Raw genomic sequence first — 20,535 nt, forward strand, 5'->3', positions numbered from 1 at the left:
GAAAAAAGAAAAATCCCCCGCTCAACCATGATTTTGCGGATGAACGGGGGGAACTCAGCGGGAGGTAAGCACTGAGATAAAGATTACAGTGGGTTAGTCAAAGAAATGGTGTAAATGTATGCTCCACCAGTAGCAGTAATTTTTACATATCCAGCAGCCACATCTTCAGCAGTTACAGTGTATGTGTCAGTATCTGTACTTGTGTCAGCAACATTTGTATCTGAAGGTTCGCCAAAAACATATTTCGACTGACCTGAATAAGATACAGTAGTAATTACACATCCGACATTCTTTACAGGAACTTTAATGATTGTGCCATTATTGAACTGTGCATAGCCACTAGCATTGTAAGCAAGTTTTCCATTGTTACAAGTAGCATCAACAGTAAGAACTACATCATCGATATTGCTTGCAACAGTATCTGTTTTTCCCTGAATGTTTGTTTCTGCAATCGATGCCGGAGAAGCAGTTTTGAAATCCCATACTGCGTCATATTCAACTTTTGCGTAAACAATTGGATTAATTTCTTTTGTTGCAGCACCACGATTTACAGTCCATGTGTCGGCTTCCTCAAGACGATAAATATATGTTTTGAGTTTGTCATTTGTGCTTGTTGATGCAGCTTCTACATAATCAGAACTTTTATCCCCTTTTACTCCAGGATCAGCAGCATTGCTTGTATTGGTATCAATAATCAATGTAAGAGTTGCAGCTTTTGTTGTACTAAAAGACATTAATCCAGAGCCATTCAATTTCAATCCATTTGATGTTTCAATTGAATCTCCTGAAATACTCTTAATTGAAACTTTTTCTTTTAGAGATTTATAAACTGTGCCTGAACCGAAAGCGAATGTACCGATTTCAAGGGCACCAGTTTCTTCTGCAAGAGTTTGATCCTTTGTATACCATTCAGCAACAGTCCATGTTGCTGCTGTCGGTGAACAAGAAATTGTACCAGTTACATTGCTTCCATCACGAGCTGTAGCCGTGAAAGTTACATCCCCAGCAGTAAGGAAAGTAACTTTTCCACTGTTCTCATCGACTGTAGCAACCGTTTCATTGCTTGAAGACCATTTTACATCTCTGTTTGTTGCATTTGAAGGAGTTGCAACAGCTGTAAGATTCAATGCAACACCCACAGTATATGCCTCGGTATCGCCTTTAACTTCAAGCTTAGTAACAGGAACCTGTGTGATTGAATCATCATAAGTAATTACAACTTTTGTGATGTAGCTCTGTGTTGTTGCAGTAATCACTACAGAACTTGCAGTTGAATCATAGACGATATAATCTTTTTCAATTGCGGTATTAGTAGTACCATTATTGAAGCTATAAACTGCATCTCCCTGATTTCCAGCTTTGATTATTCCGTTTCCAGAATAATATCCGTACACAGCAACAGTACATTTACCGGTTATAGGAATTGTAATTGTATTACCAGCGGCACCTTTATAATGAGTTTTTCCAGTTTCAAGTGCAAAACCATCACATGTAACACCTTCAACAGACTCTGTATTGAAAGTATATGTTGTAATTTTTACTTCTTTTTCACCATCAAGAAGCTCTTTTGAAGAATCATTTGCAACAGACCACTTGTTAGCAGAAATTACAGAAGCAATATCCCAGTTTGCTTCAACATCTTTTACGAATTTAGAATTTGCAACATCATAGTAGCGGTTCAAAATTGCCTTTCGACCAGAGTATTCATTTGCTTTTGTCGTGTCAGAAAGAACACCGATTGTTGAATCTTTTGAAGCATAAGCATTACCGATTGTAGAATCAACCTTCCAGCCAACATACTGCTGGTCAGCAAGACCGTTTGCAGAAGATTTTGCAAGTTTTTCATTCAATGTGCCGTTAATAGTTACATTTACGAAAGCTGCATTATTGTAAATCGTTGAGTTTACACTCCATGGATTGCGAAAAAGATATGCATCAACGCCATCTGCAACTTCAAGTGTTGAATCATAAACTACAAGACCTTTCCAAACTTTATTTGTAAGATTGCATCGAGGTGCTGCAACATAGCCTTCTTGTCGTTCATCACCAACAACTTTGATTTTACAATTTTCATACAAAGCAACAAGACTTGCAGCTTCACACCACATGAAGTCAACATCACCTTCTATATAGCAGTGATAGAACCAAGACTTACTAACTGTACGAACTGTATCCTGATGAGAAAGGAATGAACAGTTATTTGCTGCTACAGTACCTGTTGAATCAAAACCAAGAACTTCACACTGAGTATTTGAAGCACCTGCTACATACTTATATGTACTCTTGAATGCAACATTTTCAAGAACAAGGTTACCAGTTCCCTGAATTTCCATCAAACAACGCTTTTTTGAATCTGACTGGTCAGCACCTTTTCCCGTAATGATTACATCAGCACCATATTCTGTAGTCGTCTCGCCAGAAATCTTGATGTTAGCAGCACCTTTATAAGAAAGCTGTGTGCCTTCTGCTACTGAATAAGTTCCTTTTGCAAGCCTGATTTCATATTTTCCAGAATCGCCAATTTTAGACCATGCGGCATTGATATCATCACCATCATTAAGTTCAATGACAATTGTGTCATCAACAACATCCTCATCATCGTCACTTGAACAAGCGACAGTATTAAACAACAAGAAAGCAGATGCCAAAACAGCAAGAGCCTTATATCCTATTCCAAAAACTTTTTTCATAGAAATCCTCCATTGTTTTTCTATAATGAATTTTCTCGTTTTGAAAATTTAAAACCTAATTTGAGTTGGCAATTAGTATTAATGGTTTCATGCAATTTTAGAAGAACGAAAACTTACGAAAATTTGCAAAATTCAGTGTAATTTGTATAAAACAGACATTAAAATTTTCATTGTGAATTGTGTTTTTTGCATTTATAATAAGGGAATGAAAAAAAAGGGTTTACTGCTTTTTTTGATTCTTTTTTCGCATTTTGCATTCGCGCAGACCGATTTTCTCGATAATTATGTCTATCAGTCTTGGAATTCTTTTGACGGCTTAACAGGCACCACCACAACAGATATTGCTCAGACAAAAGACGGCTATCTTTACATAGGTACTTACGAAGGTCTCGTACGATTTGACGGTGTTAACTTCACCACAATCCGGCGGGCACGAAACAACAATTTAAAGTTTTCTTCTGTGCGCACTATTCTCGAAGATTCAAACGGAAATCTTTGGGTCGGTTCAAATGATGAAGGCGTTCATAAAATCATGCCAGACGGCACTTCAAAATCTTTTTCTAAGCAGAACGGTCTGCCCAACAATTCTGTCCGTGCTTTGTGTGAAGACAGGGAGGGCAACATCTGGATTGGCACGGCTGCGGGTGTCGTTTATCTCACTCCACGCGGTCATTTAATCACACCACAGTTTCAGGCGGGCACTGTTTCAAAGGGAATCATCGCTGTCACTTTCTACTGCGACACTGCTGGAAGAATCTGGTTAATCACTTCAAACGACAACGGTCTATTTGTCTTCTCGGACGGACTTTTTCACACGATTCCGCAGATTGATAAAGAATTCGGAAACTATTTTGCCACATCAATCATTCAGGATTTAAGCGGCACTTTCTGGATTGCAATGGGTGACAGCGGATTGGTTTCAATCTCAAACGGAAATCTTCAGCGAATTAAATCAAACACAATTCTTGATTCAATTCCAACCTGCTCAATGTATGTAGCAAATGACGGCACAATTCTTTTTGGTACTGAACGCGGTGTCGTTTCTTTCCATAAAGGAGTTTTTGCAGAAGCTCATCAGAAAGATTTAGCAAACGCAAAGATAAACCGGATAATCCGCGATAGGGAAGGGCACATCTGGTTCGCCAGTGACCGAAACGGCATCGGAAAGCTCACGCACAGCAAATTCAATGTAACAAAGCTGAATACAACAGTAAATTCAATAGTAGAAGACAATGTTGGCCGAGTCTGGATTGGCACTGACAGAGGTGTGCGCTGTTATGTCGGTGAAAAAGAAATTACAAACAACTTGACCGAAGAAACCAAAGACATACGAATCAGGCACATTGCAACAACCATTAGCGAGCAGATTTTAGTCTCCTGCTACACAAAACCGGCACAGCTCCTCTATAATCCGCGGACTGGTGCAATCAAGAGATGGACAACAGATGATGGTCTTGCAGGAAATAAAGTCAGGGTTTCGCTCGAAACAGCACCAAATGAATTCTATGTCGGCACAACCACTGGTCTGAGCATAATTCACGCAGACGGTACAATCACTTCTTTTAAACAGTTTGATGGTCTTGAGAACGAATATGTCATGTGTCTCTACAAAGATTCTAATGGCATAATATGGATTGGAACTGACGGCGGCGGTATCTATTTAATGAAAAACGAGGCAATAATCGCCAACATCAATTCTGAAGAAGGCCTCATCGGAAACATAGTTTTTAAAATCAAGCAGGATAAGGACGGCTCATACTGGATTTGCACAAGTTCCGGAATCAGTCACATAAAAGCATTCGATTCTTCACATACGCTTCCAAATTCATACGAAAACATCAATTCTGATAATGGAATAGGCACAGATTCAGTATTTCAAATCATTTCGGACACTTCAAATGATTTATGGCTCACAAGTAATTACGGCATCGTATCTGTAAAACGGGCAGAACTTCTTGAATCAGCACAAACAGGCGAACGAATCACGAGCGCAAAATATTACACAAAAAACGGCGGTCTTGATTCAAACGGCCCAACTTCCACTTCAACAAGCATCTGCGATTCACACGGCCGTCTCTGGTTCGCAATGGTTGACGGATTCGCAGTTTATGATCCAATCAAAAATCGCGAAAATTCGGTTACTCCGCTCGTACACATTGAAAGCGTAACAATCGATAATATTGAACATCTTCATAGCGCACAGGAATTCATATTAAAGCCTGGAACCAAGCGTGTTGTAATAAAATTCACCGGTCTGAGCTTTGATGCCCCCGAAAGAATTCAATTCCAGCATCAGCTTACTAATTTTGAAGAATCACTCAGCTTACCGAGCACTGAACGCACAGTCTCTTATACAAATATTTCGCCAGGAAAACACACTTTTATCGTGATGGCAATCAATGGTGAAGGAATTCCTTCCGAAGAAGCCGAAGCAATGCTGTTTGTGCAAAAGCCTTACTTCTATCAGATGCCGGTTTTCTGGGTCATTTCACTGATTATTTTGATTGATATTGTTGGAGCAATTTTTTACTTCAAACAGCGGGCTATCAAACTTGAAAATATTCGGCTTGAGGGCATGGTTCAGGCACGAACAAGAGAACTTGCCGCCGAAAAAGACAAATCCGATCAGCTTTTGCGTGCGATTCTTCCTGATAAAATTGCGGATGAACTTAAAGACGACATTCATTCTGTCGCTGAAGCATTCCCTAATGTCACACTGCTTTTTTCTGACATTGTAAGTTTCACAAAAGTTTCGAGCAACCACACGGCGAACGAAATTGTCCACGCACTCAATGACCTTTTCACAAGATTCGATGAACGGGCAAAAAAAATGGGTGTCGAAAAAATCAAGACAATTGGTGACGCGTACATGGCAGCCTGCGGAGTTCCGACTCCAAACAAAAATCACGCTCTCATAATGGTAAAATTCGCAAAAGGAATGTACGAAGATTTAGGTGAATACAATAAAACTGCGCAAATTCAGTTCTCAATGCGAATCGGATTAAATTCCGGCTCTGTCACGGCAGGTGTTATCGGAAAAACAAAATTCGTGTATGATGTATGGGGAAACACTGTCAATGTGGCAAGCCGAATGGAAAGTGCCTGCTCACCGGGTCAGATTCGAGTGAGTCAGACAGTCTTTGACCAGCTTCAAGGAACAGAAATAAAATTTACCGACCCTATTGAATGTGACATCAAGGGAAAGGGAAAAATGATAACTTATGAGGTAGTGAACAACACTAAATAGGAGCAGACTATGAAAAAGACAAAGATGTTTTTAACGGCAGGATTTGCAGCTCTATTTTTATTTTCATCTTGCAATAATAAAAAGGCCGAAACTGTTAAAGTTGGACTCCTTCACTCGCTTTCGGGCACAATGTCTATCAGTGAAACTTCTGTCCGCGATGCTGAACTACTCGCTATATCAGAGCTGAACGCAAACGGCGGTGTCCTTGGAAAGCAGATTGTTGCTGTTCAGGCAGACGGTGCAAGCGATCCGCAGATTTTTGCCGATGAAGCACGAAAATTGCTTCAGAATGAAAAAGTTGTAACGGTTTTCGGCTGCTGGACTTCACAATCAAGAAAAGCTGTTAAACCTGTTTTTGAAGAGCTTTACGGGCTTTTATGGTATCCGGTTCAATACGAAGGCATGGAAGCAAGTCCAAACATCATGTACATGGGCGCATCGCCAAATCAGCAGATTGTTCCTGCTGTCGATTATTGTGCCGAAACCATTGGCAAACGAATGTTCCTTGTCGGAAGTGATTATGTCTTCCCAAAAACTGCAAATAGAATCATCAAGGCACAGCTCGCGCAGCTTGACGGTGAGTGTGTCGGCGAAGAGTATATCCCGATGGGCGGAACTGATTTTTCTGCAGTTATTGCGAAAATTCAGGCTACAAAACCAGATGTAATTCTGAATTCACTTAACGGTGACTCAAATGTCGCTTTCTTTGCATCTCTTGGAAACGCTGGCATCACATCAGATGTAATCCCTGTCATGAGTTTTTCAATTGCTGAAGAAGAAGTCGCCAAAATGGATATAAAAAATCTCACTGGTCACTTGGTTTCATGGAACTATTACGAAACAACACAAACCCCGCGCAACGAGAAATTTGTCACTGACTACAAAGAAAAATATGGAGAAGATCGCATGACCGGTGACCCGATTGAAGCGGCATACATCGCGGTCTACATGTGGGCAGCGGCCTGTGAAAAAGCAGGAAGTTTCGATGTCGAAGCAGTTCGTGTCGCATCAAAAGGACTCAGCTTTACCGCTCCAGAAGGTGTCGTCACTATAGACGGCGGAAACCAGCATCTTTATAAGCAAGTCCGAATCGGCAAAATCAACGATAAAGGCTTGATTGATGAAGTTTGGGCAACCCCATCTGCAATCAAACCTGATCCATATTTGAGTACCTATCCATGGGCCAGAGGATTGTAATTTAATTAATGGCAGACCTTTTCGATTCTAGTAAACCAAAGCATGAACCTCTTGCAGCACGAATGCGTCCCCGAAATCTTGATGAGTATATCGGACAGGATCATATCGTTGGAAAGGGGCGGCTTTTACGGCGGGCAATTGCAGCAGATCAGCTTTCTTCTGTTATTTTTTACGGCCCGCCTGGAACTGGAAAAACAACCCTTGCCAGAGTCATCGCAAATCACACAAAATCAAATTTCATTACGCTTAATGCCGTTCTCACAGGTGTTGCGGATATTCGTGCAGCCATCAAGACTGCCGATGATTTTTACAAGCTCTATAACCGAAGAACAATTCTTTTTGTCGATGAAGTTCACCGATGGAACAAGGCCCAGCAGGACGCGCTTTTGCCATGGGTTGAAAACGGCACGATTATTCTGATTGGAGCCACCACAGAAAATCCATTTTTTGAAGTAAACAAAGCACTTGTAAGCCGAAGCCGAGTTTTCCAGCTCAAGGCTCTCACAAAAGAAGATTTGACAAAAGCGGCTCACATGGCACTTTCTGATGTGGAACGCGGGTACGGTCACTGGAAGGTTGAATTTGAAAAAGGTGCTTTGGAACATCTTGTTGATACAGCCAACGGAGATGCCCGAAGTTTGCTCAATGCGCTGGAACTTGCCGTCGAAACCACTCCCGAAAAATGGAACCCCGAAGCAAGAATCCCGGAGCCTGCCTGGGGAAGCACGATTTACATTTCAAAAGAAACTGCCGAAGAGTCGATTCAGAAAAAGGTCGTGCTTTATGACCGCGACGGCGACTATCACTACGATATAATTTCAGCTTTCATAAAATCTTTGCGCGGGCGCGACCCGGATGCGGCAATGTACTGGCTTGCCCGCATGATTCGAGCCGGGGAAGATCCGCATTTTATTTTCCGACGCATGTTGATTTCTGCCTGCGAGGACACAGGTTTGGCTGACCCTTACGCGCTCGGAGTCGTTACAAGTTGTGCTGATGCTTTTGACCGCGTAGGCTTGCCCGAAGGCCGTTATCATCTGGCACACGCCGCCCTTTATCTTGCGACTGCCCCAAAATCAAATTCAAGCATGGCTTTCTTTGATGCGCTCGCCTCAGTCGAAAAGGAAGATGTCGAAGTTCCCAACCACCTGCGCGATTCAAGCCGGGATGCAGAAGGATTCGGACACGGAGACGGCTACCTTTACCCCCACGCTTACCGTGACCACTGGGTCGCTCAGCAATATCTTCCGACAGAACTTGTAGGACGCGTTTTCTACACACCGACGACACAGGGCTACGAAGCAAAAATCCGTGACGATGTACTGAGCCGAAGAGAAATGCAAATTTCTTCTATATTAGAGCACATTGAGCCGGAAAAGCCGGACACAGGTGCTAGCTGCGGAATGCATCCGCTTCCGCATTTTTCTGAGGATTACCAAAATCCGATTGGCGAATGGTGGATTAACAAAAATTTCAATCAGAACAATACGATCAAATCCGAAAATCTCACTTTTACGCCAAAAGATGAACGAAAAGAAAACGCTCTCGACCGTGCCGACAAATCATGGAGAAGCCGCATAGATTCTAACCGTGCGGAAGTGCTGCTTTCAATCCGGGATGCTATGACGAATCTTGCCCAGCTCACACGACATACGCGCTCTCTTGTCTGGAACGCGGATGACGGACTTCTTTTGTGGGATGTCAGCAGAAAAACGCCTGAAGGAATTACATGCGGAATCTGCCGAAGCGAAAAAGGTCGTGAAATCATGGAGCAATACGGCCGCACTTTGGATGACCTTGACCGACCGATTCTAACAGTGCGCCCGCAAACCAGCGAAAACTATCTTTCAAGCGAGAATTTCAAGGCAATACTAGAAGATTTTTCCAAAAAAGACATAATCTTCGACCGGATTTTCTTCCGGGACCCGTTCACAAGTCAGGATTCGGCGGATGTTTTGGCGTATGCGCTGAATGATTGCAGCACTCTTCTTTCAAACGACATTTCCGTAATAATTTCACAACGAATTCCGTCTCATGGGCAGAGAATCAGTGAACTTGTGCGAAATCAAGTTCTCTCAGGAAAAACCGATGATTTGCCCCAAAAATTCGAATATATATTGAAGAAAATGGAGCTTGCTGAAAACGAATTCTTCGGAGATGCAGAAAATCCTCTCTTCAACTGGAACGCGCAGTCAATTTCCGATTGTTTCAAGAAGTATGGTTTTGAAGTAAAATCAGCATCAAAAATCGTAACCGAAAAACGCAGAATCACAGAAAGCGAAATCAACAAATGGTTCGATTCAAAGAATTCTGCCTACGGAATAGCACTTTCTGCTGCGGTCGGCAATGAAGACATCGAAAAAATCAAAAACCTTCTCGTCACCGCCGCCCAAAAAACGCTTTTCAACTGGAATACGGAAATAGAATTCTTGAAAGTGGAAAGTGGCAAACGGGAAACGGAAAGTTGAAAGTGGAAAACGCAATTTTCTATGTTTCATTATCAGATTTTCTGTGATATAATGTGCAAAATATTTTTAAAGGAGATTTTACTCACATGAATTTTATTTTCTTGGGACCACCGGGAGCCGGTAAAGGTACACTTGCTAAAGAAGTTGCAGCTGCTTATGCAATTCCGCACATCTCAACTGGAGACATTTTCCGAGAGAACATCAAAAACGGCACAGAACTTGGCAAAAAGGCAAAGGCAATTATTGATGCCGGTGGACTTGTAAGTGATGAAATCACAATCGGCCTTGTAAAAGACCGTCTTTCAAAAGATGATACCAAAAACGGTTACATTCTCGATGGTTTCCCACGCACAATCCCACAGGCAGAAGCATTGGCAACATTCGCAAAAATCGATGCAGCAGTTAATTTTGATATTGAGGACAATGCCGTAGTTGAACGCCTCGGCGGACGAATCTGCTGCAAAGACTGCGGTCAGATGTACCATGTCGTAAACAACAAGCCAAAAACTGAAGGCAAATGCGACAAATGCGGTGGCGAGCTTTACACCCGCGATGACGACAAACCTGAATCAATCAAACATCGTCTTGAAGTTTACCGCGAGTCAACAGCTCCGCTCATCGATTTCTACAAAGGAAAAGGAAATCTCGTTGATATCGATGCAAAAGGCAGCCCAGACAAAGTTCTTGCAGAATTCAAATCAAAATTCCCGAAAGCATAAATGGGTTTAGCACACGGTCGGGTATCGACAAAAGCTATACTCGGCCGTGACCTTATCTCCCCCTTTTCTTCTATATATTATTTTTCACTTTACATTTCAAAAATTCTCATCGATAATATTTATAATAGCTTAAAAAATATAGCGAGGTAATCTCATGGCAAAAAAGATTGAAAACAATAAGTGGGTAAGAGGTAAAAAAGACATCCAAATTGCGACAAAACTTATTGCCCTTATTGGCGGTGTTATCGTTTTAAGTAGCGTTATCATTGCTGCAGTCAGTTTGACAGTTTTTGATAGAAAACAGGTTTCTGCAACAGAAGAACAACTCATCCATTCTGCAGAAGGCGCCAAGAGCATAATGGACGATTGGCTTGTTACATTAAGCGGCTATGGTGCAATCACTTCTATCCGCGGTGATGTAATCGGTTCAATGGTAGACAATGATACCGATATTCTTTCTGATATAGTTGACCGCTACAGTGACCTTTTGGAACACGATATGGTTGCTTTTGTAGATAACAATGGAAAAATCATCGCAGGAAACGGTGAGCAGGGCTTCTCACCAAAAGCTGATTTATCAAGCTCTTATGCAGTACAAACATCCCTTACAGGCGTTGCTTCCCACTCTTTTGAAAGCATCGGAAATTGTGCTTATGCCGCCGTTTTCGCTTATCCACTAAAAGAATATGAAGACAGTGATGAAACTCTCGGCGCTGTAATTTTTGCCTATGATTTAACCACAGATTCTTTCACAAAATTAATTCAAAACTCTTATTCAGCAGAATGTACAATCTTCTCTGGAGATTTACGCGTAAAATCAACTTTGCCTGGTGTAGAAGGTACAACACTTGCTAATACTGAAATCGTTAATATGGTTTTGGAAAACGGTGAAACTTATCGTGGAGAAAATAAAATAAAAGGAAAGAATTATTTCTCAGTTTACGCTCCACTCACAAATGATGACGGCCATATCACAGGTATGCTTTTCATCGCTAAATCTCTTGAAGAAATTGAAGCAATCCGAGTTACAACAATCAAAATCGTAATTCCTATCGCGATTGCAATTGCGGCAATTCTTATGTTCCTCAGCTATCTCTTTGTTCGATGGCTCATGTGGCGAATTTCAAATGTTTCACGACAGCTTGAAGAAATGGCTACTGGTGAAGCTGATTTGACCAAACGAGTCACTCTCCGCGTAATTGATGAAGTCGGTATGCTTGTCATTAATTTCAATAAATTCTGCGACAAGTTGCAGCAGATTATCGGTGAAACAAAACGCTCAAAAGACGAGCTCAGCGTTTCTGGCGAAAGCATGAGTGCAAGCACACAGGATACAGCAAGTGCAATCACTCAGATTATCGCAAACATCGACAGCATTTCGCATCAAATCAACACTCAGACTTCAAGCGTACAGCAGACAGCTGGTGCAGTTGACGAAATTTCTTCAAATATCGAATCACTTAACCGCATGATTGAAAATCAGTCTTCAGGTGTAAGCCAGGCAAGTGCAGCTGTCGAAGAGATGATTGGAAATATTTCTTCCGTAAATAATTCCGTCGAAAAAATGGCATCTTCTTTCAAAGAACTTGAAGAAAATGCAAACACTGGATTCAAAATGCAGAACGATGTCAACGAACGAATTCAGCAGATTGAAACACAGAGCGAAATGCTTCAGGACGCTAACACGGCAATTTCTAGTATTGCAGAGCAAACAAACCTTCTCGCTATGAACGCAGCAATCGAAGCGGCTCATGCCGGTGAAGCAGGTAAGGGATTTGCGGTTGTTGCAGATGAAATCCGTAAACTTTCAGAAACTTCATCTGCACAGTCAAAAACAATTGGCGAGCAGCTTACAAAAATCAAATCTCAGATTGGTGAAGTTGTTTCGGCTTCAAACGAATCAAGCCGCTCATTCGGTGTTGTTTCTCAGAAAATCCAGGAGACAGACCAGCTCGTTATGCAGATTCGGGCAGCAATGGACGAACAGAATCAAGGTTCACAGCAAATCACTGACGCGCTCAAAACAATGAATGACAGCACTCAGGAAGTCCGGGCCGCATCAATCGAAATGGCAAACGGCAACAAAATGATTCTTGAAGAAGTTCAGCATTTGCAGTCGGCCACTCTTGAAATGAAGGGCAGCATGGATGAAATGTCACAGGGTGCAAGGAAAATCAACGAAACTGGTTCTGCACTCGCAGATATTTCTGGTCAGGTTCAAGATGCAATCGGAAAGATTGGTTCTCAAATCGACCTGTTCAAAGTCTAAATCATAATTGTAATTAAGCCGCATTTCCAATGTGAAGTGCGGTTTTTTTTACAATTATCCAATGATTTATTCTGACACTTTTGACAAAAATGTCATTTTAGTGTAGACTGTCAGAATGAATAATCTCGTTGCTTTATGTGCCGTGGGTGCAGAAAAAACTCTTGGAAATGAAATTAAATTATTGGGCTATAAACTGAATGGAAATGCCCCTGGCCGTGTATTTTTTATTGGTGATAATGACGCACTTTTCCGTGCAAATCTCTGTCTCCGTACTGCTGACCGTGTATATCTTGAACTTGCACGCTATCACGCAGAAGATTTTGATCAGCTTTTTGACGGCGTTTATTCGGTTGCCTGGCAGGATTTCCTCAAAAAAGACTCAAAAGTCACCGTTGACAAAGTTCGAACTTACAAATCAACTTTAAATTCAGAACATGCTATTCAGGGCATTGTTCAGAAAGCAATTTATAAAAAACTCGGTGATGTATGGCATATGTCCACTCTTCCAGAAAGCGGTGAAGAGACTGATATTCGTGTTTTTATCACTGAAGATGAAGCTCAAGTTTGTCTGGATTTGAGCGGTCTGCCTCTTCATAAACGAGGTTACCGTACAGACGGCGGCGTTGCTCCCCTTCGTGAAACAACAGCTTCCGTTATGCTTCAGCTTATGCTCTGGAGACGAAAAACTCCTCTCCATGACCCTTTCTGCGGTTCAGGAACACTGCCAATCGAAGCGTGCCTTTATGCACACAATGTTGCACCTGGATTCGGCCGCCGTTTTGCTATCGAGAATCTTCCAATTTTCAATGCAAACCGTGCGCATGAAATCAAATGTGCCGAAGCTGAAAAAATCCGAACAGATGTCGAATGTCGAATTACAGGCACAGATATTGATCCATCTGCAATTCAAAGAGCAAGACTGAATGCAGAACATGCCTGTGTCATGGCAGGTCGTGCCCTCCAGATGCTCGGTTCTGATGCACGAATTGAACGCCCTGATTTTGATGTTTCTGATTTTAAAGATTTACATGCTCCTTATGAAAATGGCTTGATTATCTGCAATCCTCCTTACGGCGAACGACTTGGTGAAGAAGAGCAGGCAAAAGAACTCTATAAAGAAATGTCATCTCTCTTTACTGACTTCCCAAAATGGGAAATTGGCGTAATCACATCAAACAAACGATTCCAGGAATGCATCGGCCACTACGCAAGTACCCTCAAAGACCTCAAGGCCGGCAATCTTGATACCACCTTCTATATCTACAATGGCACAGAAAAAGCAAAAAATCATTCTGAAAACCATCGTAAACCGTCTCGAAACAAATTTAATTCAAATCGAGGCTGGAAGTAATGGCAATCGTCGTCGAACATGATAAACGCAAGCATGAAATTCTCGAAAAATCTCTCGAACTGTTCACTCGTGAAGGTTACGATGATGTGACTTTTCAGAAAATCGCTGATGCCTGCGGAATCACAAGAACAACACTTTACATATACTTCAAAAACAAGAAGGAAATTTTCACCTGGAGCATCAAACAGATGACAGGTGAACTTGAAGAAAAACTCATGGAAATTCTCGCCGATAAAACTTTATCTGCAGAAGAATGCCTGAGAAGAATCATGTATTGGGTAATCGACACTTGCGAACAAAACCGACCGCTTTTCAATGTTCTTTTGATTTATCTTATTAATTTGCAAAAAACAGGGGCAAGTGCAGAAGAACGCGTAAATCGGCGTGTAATCCGAATCAAACATCTTCTCAGCATGATTATAATTGAAGGACAGAAACGCGGAGAATTTCAGAAAATTCCTGTGAAAAGCATAAATAATATGCTTTACTCACTCGTTGAATCTTCAATTTTTGAAATCGCCGTTCTTAATAAAAAAGATGTCTCAGATGTAAAAGCAAGCATTGATTTGGTAATTAGAGGAATTGTTAAAAACTAACGATAGATAGTTAAATTACTTTCTTATCAAGCCAACGATTTCTATGGAATCTAATTCCAAAACACAATCCTCTGAAAATCCAGTCAATGTACATTCCAAACCAGATTCCATACAATGCAATCGCTGTATTTTCCGGGAACTTATAGAGGAGATATTTTGAAATAAGGAAGCTGAAAAGTACCCGGAAAAGCCACATACTGATATTGCTGACTATCATCGTAAACTTTGCATCTCCAGAAGCACGAAGAATATTTGGCATTGTGAATGACATCGGCCAGAAGAAGATATTCGCTATCATACATGTCCGAATAACTCTTGTTGCAAGGATTCTTGCCTCATCCGAAAGATTAAAAGCCCGTACTAAAATCGGGGCAAGAAGGAAAATTGCCATTGCAACTGTAAACATTCCTAGATATGCCTCTTTCATCATTTTTCTTCCATAAGACTTTGCCTGCTGCTTTTCTCCCGCACCAATACATTGTCCTATTACGGTAACACTTGCCAAACCGATTGCCTGGGCTGGAATGTTTGAGAAACTTGCTATTGTATTTGTGATTGCATTAGCTGCAATTGCAGCTAGTCCAAAGCCTGACATGAATGAATAGACAAGAATCTTTCCAATATGGAAAACTGAATTTTCGATTCCACTTGGAATTGCAACTTTCAAGATTTTACGAATCATCTCACAGCTAATTTCGATTTTCCAAAGTTTTTCAAAATAAATTTGACCACTATTTTTAGCCGAAGGTCTTGCAAGAAGATAAATCATCACAAAAGCCGCTATTACGCGACTCGCCAAAGTTGCAATTCCAGCTCCAGCAACACCGATTTTTGCACCATAAATCAAAAGAGCATTACCAGCAATATTGGTGAAATTCATCACAAGGCTCACCTTTAGCGAAACCTTACTGTTTCCCATTGAGCGATAAAGAGCCGCACAAGAATTGTAAATTGCAAGAAATGGAAATGAAAGCAAAACCCATACAAAATATACAAGTGCATTTTGCATAACTGCCTCTCCGGCACCACCGTAAATCATGCTTAAAATAATACGGCGCAGCGGAAGACAAAAAGCGATAATTATAACAGCGACAAAAGTGGAAATATTAAGAAGCTGACGGGCGGCAGAACGGGCTTTTTCATCTGATTTGTGTCCGAGATACTGACTTGAAACTACAGCGCCTCCAGTTGCGAAAGCCGCAAAAAGTTGTATAAAAAGCTGAGTAAGTTGATCAATAAGAGATACTCCAGAAACTCCAGCTTCCCCTACAGAAGAAACCATAACAGTGTCACAAGCACCAATAGTCATCGCAAGAAACTGCTCCATAACTAGAGGAAGAATGAGACGGCGTAAATCTTTTTTGGTGAATAATTTTTCTGGCATAAAAATGGGGCGTTGCGGGCTCTCCCGCAGATGGGGGTGACGGGGCAACAAAGTGCCCCGCAGAGGGAAGGCTTTCCCCCTTATGCTTTAAATGAAAGTGAAGGGATTGTTTTATCAGTAAGCATAGAAACATCCAAACGATTGTAAGGAATGTTTATGCTATTCTCATTAAATGCTTTAACCACATTCTTGCAAACTTCAGTTTTCATGTCAAAGAAATTCTGTCGTTCACACCAAACAATGAGATTCATTCCAATTCCTGAATCACGGCAATCAGTAAGAAGAACTTTTGGAGCATAATTCGGATTGTCATTTACTACGAGGGAACAACGAGCCGGAACGCTTTTGAGAACATCAAGAGCTTTGTCTAAATCAGTAGAATAATCCACGCTAACATCAAAAACATAACGACGGTAGTCATAAGTAGAATAATTCTTCAGCTTTGTGTTGATAATTGCAGAACTTGGAATTCGAATCAACTGATTGTCTGGGGTATGAACCATAATTGAAAGCAAGCTAACTTTATCGACTGTACCTGAAACACCATCTACCTCGATAAAATCACCAATTTTCATAGTTTTTTCTGTAACGATAAAAATCCCTGAAATCAAATTGCTGACAGTTGTTTGAGCTGCAAAACCTATTGCAACACCAGCAATTCCAGCAGCCCCCCAAATTGCCGTTAGTTTTATACCAAACAGTCCTAAAACATACATTACAATAAGAACATAGAAACAGTAAGCAACTGCTTTTGTAACCGTTTTAACTGTATGTGGCTCTAATTTCCTTGAAGCACCTTTCTTTATAATATGCCTGATTAAGCGGTAAACAAGCCAAAAGATTAAAATCGCGATTACACTTGTTGCGACACGAGCCAAATTACCGATAGTTAAATATGACGAAACTTCATCAACATGAATAAAATGTTTGATTTCCTCAATTGTACCGGTTCCAACAGTTTTTGCAATTTCTGCAGCCTTTGTTTCTTCCATTATAAAACTCCTATTTAATTATAATATCATAATTCACTATTCAAGCAAATGTCGTGAATTATGCAAATTCCGCACTTTGGACTTCGGGCTGTGCAAACATAACGACCATGCAGAATCAACCAATGATGTGCATGTTCCATGAATTCATCCGGAACTCTCTCTAAAAGTGATTTTTCAACTTTTTCCGGAGTATCACCCTCTGCAAGTCCGATTTTCGGAGCGATTCTGAGTAAATGCGTATCCACAGGCATAGTATGCTCACCCCAGACCACATTTAAGACAACATTCGCCGTTTTTCTTCCAACACCACTCAGACTCATCAAATCTTCTCTAGAACGAGGAACTTCCCCTCCAAAATCAGAAATAAGCTTTTCACAAAGAGAAATTAAATGCCTGGCTTTTGATTTATACAATCCAATAGATTTTATATAAGGAATTACACCGTCTTCACCAAGAGCAAGCATTTTTTGTGGTGTATCAGCAATCTTAAAAAGTTCCTTTGTAGCAAGATTTACGCTTTTGTCCGTTGCTTGTGCTGAAAGAACAACAGCCACCAAAAGAGTAAATGGAGAAATCCAATTCAGCTCAGATTTTGGCTCTGGGTTCTGCGCCTTAAAACGAGAAAAAACTTCAATGATTTGTGATTTAGAAAGCAGTTTCTTCATTTTCATTCCCATTTTATCACATTTCTTTCAGACATGCATATTTTTAAGAAATAAAACTAAAAAAAGATTCAAAATTCCGCCTTCATAAAGTATAATATTTTCCATGAACTACATGCTTGAAGCTATAAAAGAAGCTTACGATGGAATCAACAACAATCACGGAGGTCCTTTTGGAACCATAATCGTGAAAGACGGACAAATCATCGGACGAGGTCACAATAAAGTTTTACTTAACAAAGATCCAACATGCCACGGTGAAATGGAAGCCATTCGCGATGCTTGCAAACAAATAGGCACTCATGACTTAAAAGATTCAATTCTCTACACAACTGCTGAACCATGCCCTATGTGTCTTGGCGCAATTTTATGGGCAAACATAAAAGATGTAAGGTTCGGCTGCACCGTTATGGATACTGATAAAATTGGTTTTAGAGACGATGAATTTTATAAAAGCTTTGAAGGAAAAAATAAAAACTTCAGTCTAAAGGAAGAAAACAGAGCAGAGTGCCTTAAACTCTTTTCTGATTATGAAAAACTAAATCGTGAACGATACTAACAAACGGTAATCAATCTTTAAAGTAAAAGGCGGGTAAATTTTACCCGCCTTTTACTTTATTTTACAGCAGCTTTCAATTCTTCAACTTTATCAGTCTTTTCCCAGCTGAACCCTTCGCGTCCGAAATGTCCATAATTGCTGGTTGCTCTGTAAATAGGTCTTCGCAAATCCAAAGTTTTTTCTATACCAGCTGGTGTACAATCAAAAACTTTTTTTACAGCTTCAACAATTTTCACTTCTTCTACCTTTCCTGTGCCAAATGTCTCAACCATAATCGAAACAGGATGAGGAACTCCAATTGCATACGAAAGCTGAATTTCTGCTCTGTCTGCAAGCCCAGCAGCAACAATATTTTTTGCAATATATCGAGCCATGTAAGCTGCAGAACGGTCAACTTTTGAAGGATCTTTTCCAGAAAAAGCACCGCCTCCATGTCGTCCCATGCCACCATAAGTATCAACGATGATTTTTCGTCCTGTCAAACCAGCATCTCCATGCGGGCCTCCGACTACAAAGCGTCCTGTCGGGTTAATATAATATTTTGTTTCGCTGTCCAAGAGACCTGTCGGCTCAAGAACCGGCTTTACAATTTGCTCAATGATTGTCTTCTTGATTGTATCATAATCAACATCAGGATTATGCTGATGACTAACAACAACTGCATCAATGCGAACAGGTTTATGATTCTCATCATACTCAATTGTAACCTGAGATTTTGAGTCCGGGCGAAGCCATGGAATTGTTCCGTTCTTTCGAAGTTCAGCAGCTCTTTTGAGAATTTTATGAGCATAAATCAGCGTCGCAGGCATGAATTCAGGAGTTTCATTTGTTGCGAAACCGAACATGATTCCCTGATCACCAGCTCCCTGCTGTCCTTCGTACTCTTTAAGGCCGCTTCCGACAACACCTTGATTTATGTCCGGCGACTGATTGTGAATTGTGTTCAAAACAGCCATTGAATCTGCGGAAATACCGAAATCTTCGTCTGTGTAACCAATGCCACGAACTACATCGCGCACGACTTTCTGAAAATCAACATCTGCATGTGTTGTGATTTCACCACCAACCAAAACCATACCGGTCGTAGCATAAGTTTCGCAAGCAACATGAGAAGATGGATCAGCTTCAAGGCATGCGTCAAGAATAGCGTCAGAAATCTGGTCACAAAGTTTGTCAGGATGACCTTCGCTTACTGATTCAGATGTAAAAAGATAGTGATTGTTAGATAAGATAGACATATAAGTCTCCTATTTAGCAAGATTTAGCCGCCCATACGGGCAAGCCCACCAGTCTGCAAGTTGGATAAATCAACTGGTTGCGGATATAATTTCATAATTGAATATAATGCAAATCTCTTGAAATGACAAGGATTTAAGGCAGAATTTTACACATAGTCCATGAGAAAAATCTTACCAAAAATCCTTTTGTGACACTATTTCTCAATAGTTATACTTTGATCTGCCGTAAAAGACTGCCCAGGTTCAAGAGAAATCAGTGCAGCTTTTTCTTCCCATTCATGATTTGTGTTTTCGGCATCAGCAGTTCCATACCATGGTTCAATACAGTTAAATCCATTGCCATTTATCCCTTCAGAACCATTTCCGCCCTGCCAAACCATCAAATACGGATATCCAGAACAATTTACTTTTACAAGCGAGCCATCTTTTTTATTACGCAATCCAACCCAATTCGAACTGAATGCTGTAAAGAAATGTCCGTTTCCAAAGCCTTCTGCTCCAATCGGAATAATACCAGCTTCCTTTTCGCCGTAGAGTTTTGTGCAAGGTGCAGTTCCTTCATCATCAACAGCAAGCTGGGCAGCATCATTCTGAAGAACCGTAACAAGCGGCTCCCGTTTTTCAAATTCATACTGATAATCTGCGTTTGTCGTACCTTCAGGATCCGTATTTCTCGGACAACAAAATGCAGTATGACTTCCCAAAGAAAAGAGCATTGTCGTTGTATCGGTATTTGTAACTGTCGTTGTAAAAATCAGACCATCATCTTTCAGCTCATAATGAGTCTTAAGGCTGAATTTCCATGGAAATTTATCAGCAGTTTCAGAACTTTCAGTAAGCTCAAAAGTCGCAGAAGTTTCAGTCTGCTCAATGAGTTTATGTTCTAAATCACGACTCATTCCATTGTTCACAAGATGATATTCCTTTCCATTAAAAGTGTAGAATCCATCTTTAATACGACTTACATGTGGAAATAAAACTGGTGCATGAAATTTCCATACACTTTCCGGACCTTCAAACACATATTTTGTCCCATCATTAACGCTTCTAAACGAATTAATTTCGCCCCCATGTGTATTAAGGACTACTTCATAGTTTTTATTTTTAATAGTGATTGTCATGAAATAAGTTTACACAATAGAAATAATTTCCGCAAATAAATA

At 40.7% G+C, this 20,535-nt stretch carries 14 protein-coding genes; 8 read left to right on the forward strand and 6 right to left on the reverse strand.

Annotation, left to right across the window (positions count from 1 at the left end; genetic code table 11):
* Positions 1-83: 83 nt before the first annotated feature.
* Positions 84-2,690, reverse strand: coding sequence for an Ig-like domain-containing protein (locus tag Q0Q74_RS03395; protein WP_294428507.1), 2,607 nt, complete (start codon positions 2,688-2,690; stop codon positions 84-86).
* 205 nt (positions 2,691-2,895) lie between these two features.
* Here Q0Q74_RS03395 and Q0Q74_RS03400 point away from each other — a divergent pair, with 205 nt between their 5' ends.
* The 7 genes from Q0Q74_RS03400 (at position 2,896) to Q0Q74_RS03430 (ending at position 14,537) form a co-directional block, all read left to right on the forward strand.
* Entirely contained in the window at positions 2,896-5,937 is a 3,042-nt protein-coding gene (locus tag Q0Q74_RS03400) for an adenylate/guanylate cyclase domain-containing protein (protein ID WP_294428509.1), read from the forward strand.
* A gap of 9 nt (positions 5,938-5,946) precedes the next feature.
* Entirely contained in the window at positions 5,947-7,134 is a 1,188-nt protein-coding gene (gene urtA, locus Q0Q74_RS03405) for an urea ABC transporter substrate-binding protein (RefSeq protein ID WP_294428512.1), read from the forward strand.
* 8 nt (positions 7,135-7,142) lie between these two features.
* The gene (locus Q0Q74_RS03410; protein ID WP_294428513.1) at positions 7,143-9,602 is read left to right on the forward strand and encodes an AAA family ATPase; all 2,460 of its coding nucleotides are present in this window, start codon (positions 7,143-7,145) and stop codon (positions 9,600-9,602) included.
* 86 nt (positions 9,603-9,688) lie between these two features.
* Positions 9,689-10,321 (forward strand): adenylate kinase, encoded by a 633-nt coding sequence (locus tag Q0Q74_RS03415; protein ID WP_294428515.1) that lies wholly within the window; start codon positions 9,689-9,691, stop codon positions 10,319-10,321.
* A 154-nt stretch (positions 10,322-10,475) separates the two neighbouring features.
* The gene (locus tag Q0Q74_RS03420) at positions 10,476-12,590 is read left to right on the forward strand and encodes a methyl-accepting chemotaxis protein (protein WP_294428517.1); all 2,115 of its coding nucleotides are present in this window, start codon (positions 10,476-10,478) and stop codon (positions 12,588-12,590) included.
* A gap of 115 nt (positions 12,591-12,705) precedes the next feature.
* Positions 12,706-13,941 (forward strand): class I SAM-dependent RNA methyltransferase, encoded by a 1,236-nt coding sequence (locus Q0Q74_RS03425; RefSeq protein WP_294428518.1) that lies wholly within the window; start codon positions 12,706-12,708, stop codon positions 13,939-13,941.
* Positions 13,941-14,537, forward strand: coding sequence for a TetR/AcrR family transcriptional regulator (locus Q0Q74_RS03430; protein WP_294428520.1), 597 nt, complete (start codon positions 13,941-13,943; stop codon positions 14,535-14,537). Before Q0Q74_RS03425 ends, Q0Q74_RS03430 begins: the two co-directional genes overlap by 1 nt.
* A 10-nt stretch (positions 14,538-14,547) precedes the next feature.
* Here Q0Q74_RS03430 and Q0Q74_RS03435 read toward each other — a convergent pair whose 3' ends face one another.
* From Q0Q74_RS03435 to nth, 3 genes are all read right to left on the reverse strand, one after another.
* Positions 14,548-15,921: an MATE family efflux transporter gene (locus tag Q0Q74_RS03435; protein WP_294428522.1), complete on the reverse strand. Its 1,374-nt coding sequence runs from the start codon at positions 15,919-15,921 to the stop codon at positions 14,548-14,550.
* 80 nt (positions 15,922-16,001) lie between these two features.
* Positions 16,002-16,913 carry a mechanosensitive ion channel family protein gene (locus Q0Q74_RS03440; protein ID WP_294428524.1) on the reverse strand — a complete coding sequence of 304 codons (912 nt, stop codon included), beginning with the start codon at positions 16,911-16,913 and terminating at the stop codon, positions 16,002-16,004.
* Positions 16,914-16,939: 26 nt separating this feature from the next.
* Positions 16,940-17,584, reverse strand: coding sequence for an endonuclease III (gene nth, locus Q0Q74_RS03445; RefSeq protein ID WP_294428526.1), 645 nt, complete (start codon positions 17,582-17,584; stop codon positions 16,940-16,942).
* Positions 17,585-17,681: 97 nt separating this feature from the next.
* On the opposite strand from nth, the gene Q0Q74_RS03450 reads away from it, so the two are divergent.
* Positions 17,682-18,134 (forward strand): nucleoside deaminase, encoded by a 453-nt coding sequence (locus Q0Q74_RS03450; RefSeq protein ID WP_294428530.1) that lies wholly within the window; start codon positions 17,682-17,684, stop codon positions 18,132-18,134.
* 56 nt (positions 18,135-18,190) lie between these two features.
* On the opposite strand, the gene metK is transcribed toward Q0Q74_RS03450, so the two are convergent.
* The gene (gene metK / locus Q0Q74_RS03455) at positions 18,191-19,372 is read right to left on the reverse strand and encodes a methionine adenosyltransferase (RefSeq protein ID WP_294428532.1); all 1,182 of its coding nucleotides are present in this window, start codon (positions 19,370-19,372) and stop codon (positions 18,191-18,193) included.
* 194 nt (positions 19,373-19,566) lie between these two features.
* Positions 19,567-20,493, reverse strand: coding sequence for an aldose 1-epimerase family protein (locus Q0Q74_RS03460; protein WP_294428534.1), 927 nt, complete (start codon positions 20,491-20,493; stop codon positions 19,567-19,569).
* Between the last annotated feature and the right edge of the window lie 42 nt (positions 20,494-20,535).

Origin of the sequence: uncultured Treponema sp. (assembly GCF_946187725.1) — a bacterium.
Taxonomy (GTDB): domain Bacteria; phylum Spirochaetota; class Spirochaetia; order Treponematales; family Treponemataceae; genus Treponema_D.

Coding starts and splice junctions, on each gene's coding strand:
- Q0Q74_RS03395 (WP_294428507.1), bottom strand. CDS start 2,690: ATGAAAAAAGTTTTTGGAATAGGATATAAGGCTCTTGCTGTTTTGGCA.
- Q0Q74_RS03400 (WP_294428509.1), top strand. CDS start 2,896: ATGAAAAAAAAGGGTTTACTGCTTTTTTTGATTCTTTTTTCGCATTTT.
- urtA (WP_294428512.1), top strand. CDS start 5,947: ATGAAAAAGACAAAGATGTTTTTAACGGCAGGATTTGCAGCTCTATTT.
- Q0Q74_RS03410 (WP_294428513.1), top strand. CDS start 7,143: ATGGCAGACCTTTTCGATTCTAGTAAACCAAAGCATGAACCTCTTGCA.
- Q0Q74_RS03415 (WP_294428515.1), top strand. CDS start 9,689: ATGAATTTTATTTTCTTGGGACCACCGGGAGCCGGTAAAGGTACACTT.
- Q0Q74_RS03420 (WP_294428517.1), top strand. CDS start 10,476: ATGGCAAAAAAGATTGAAAACAATAAGTGGGTAAGAGGTAAAAAAGAC.
- Q0Q74_RS03425 (WP_294428518.1), top strand. CDS start 12,706: ATGAATAATCTCGTTGCTTTATGTGCCGTGGGTGCAGAAAAAACTCTT.
- Q0Q74_RS03430 (WP_294428520.1), top strand. CDS start 13,941: ATGGCAATCGTCGTCGAACATGATAAACGCAAGCATGAAATTCTCGAA.
- Q0Q74_RS03435 (WP_294428522.1), bottom strand. CDS start 15,921: ATGCCAGAAAAATTATTCACCAAAAAAGATTTACGCCGTCTCATTCTT.
- Q0Q74_RS03440 (WP_294428524.1), bottom strand. CDS start 16,913: ATGGAAGAAACAAAGGCTGCAGAAATTGCAAAAACTGTTGGAACCGGT.
- nth (WP_294428526.1), bottom strand. CDS start 17,584: ATGAAAATGAAGAAACTGCTTTCTAAATCACAAATCATTGAAGTTTTT.
- Q0Q74_RS03450 (WP_294428530.1), top strand. CDS start 17,682: ATGAACTACATGCTTGAAGCTATAAAAGAAGCTTACGATGGAATCAAC.
- metK (WP_294428532.1), bottom strand. CDS start 19,372: ATGTCTATCTTATCTAACAATCACTATCTTTTTACATCTGAATCAGTA.
- Q0Q74_RS03460 (WP_294428534.1), bottom strand. CDS start 20,493: ATGACAATCACTATTAAAAATAAAAACTATGAAGTAGTCCTTAATACA.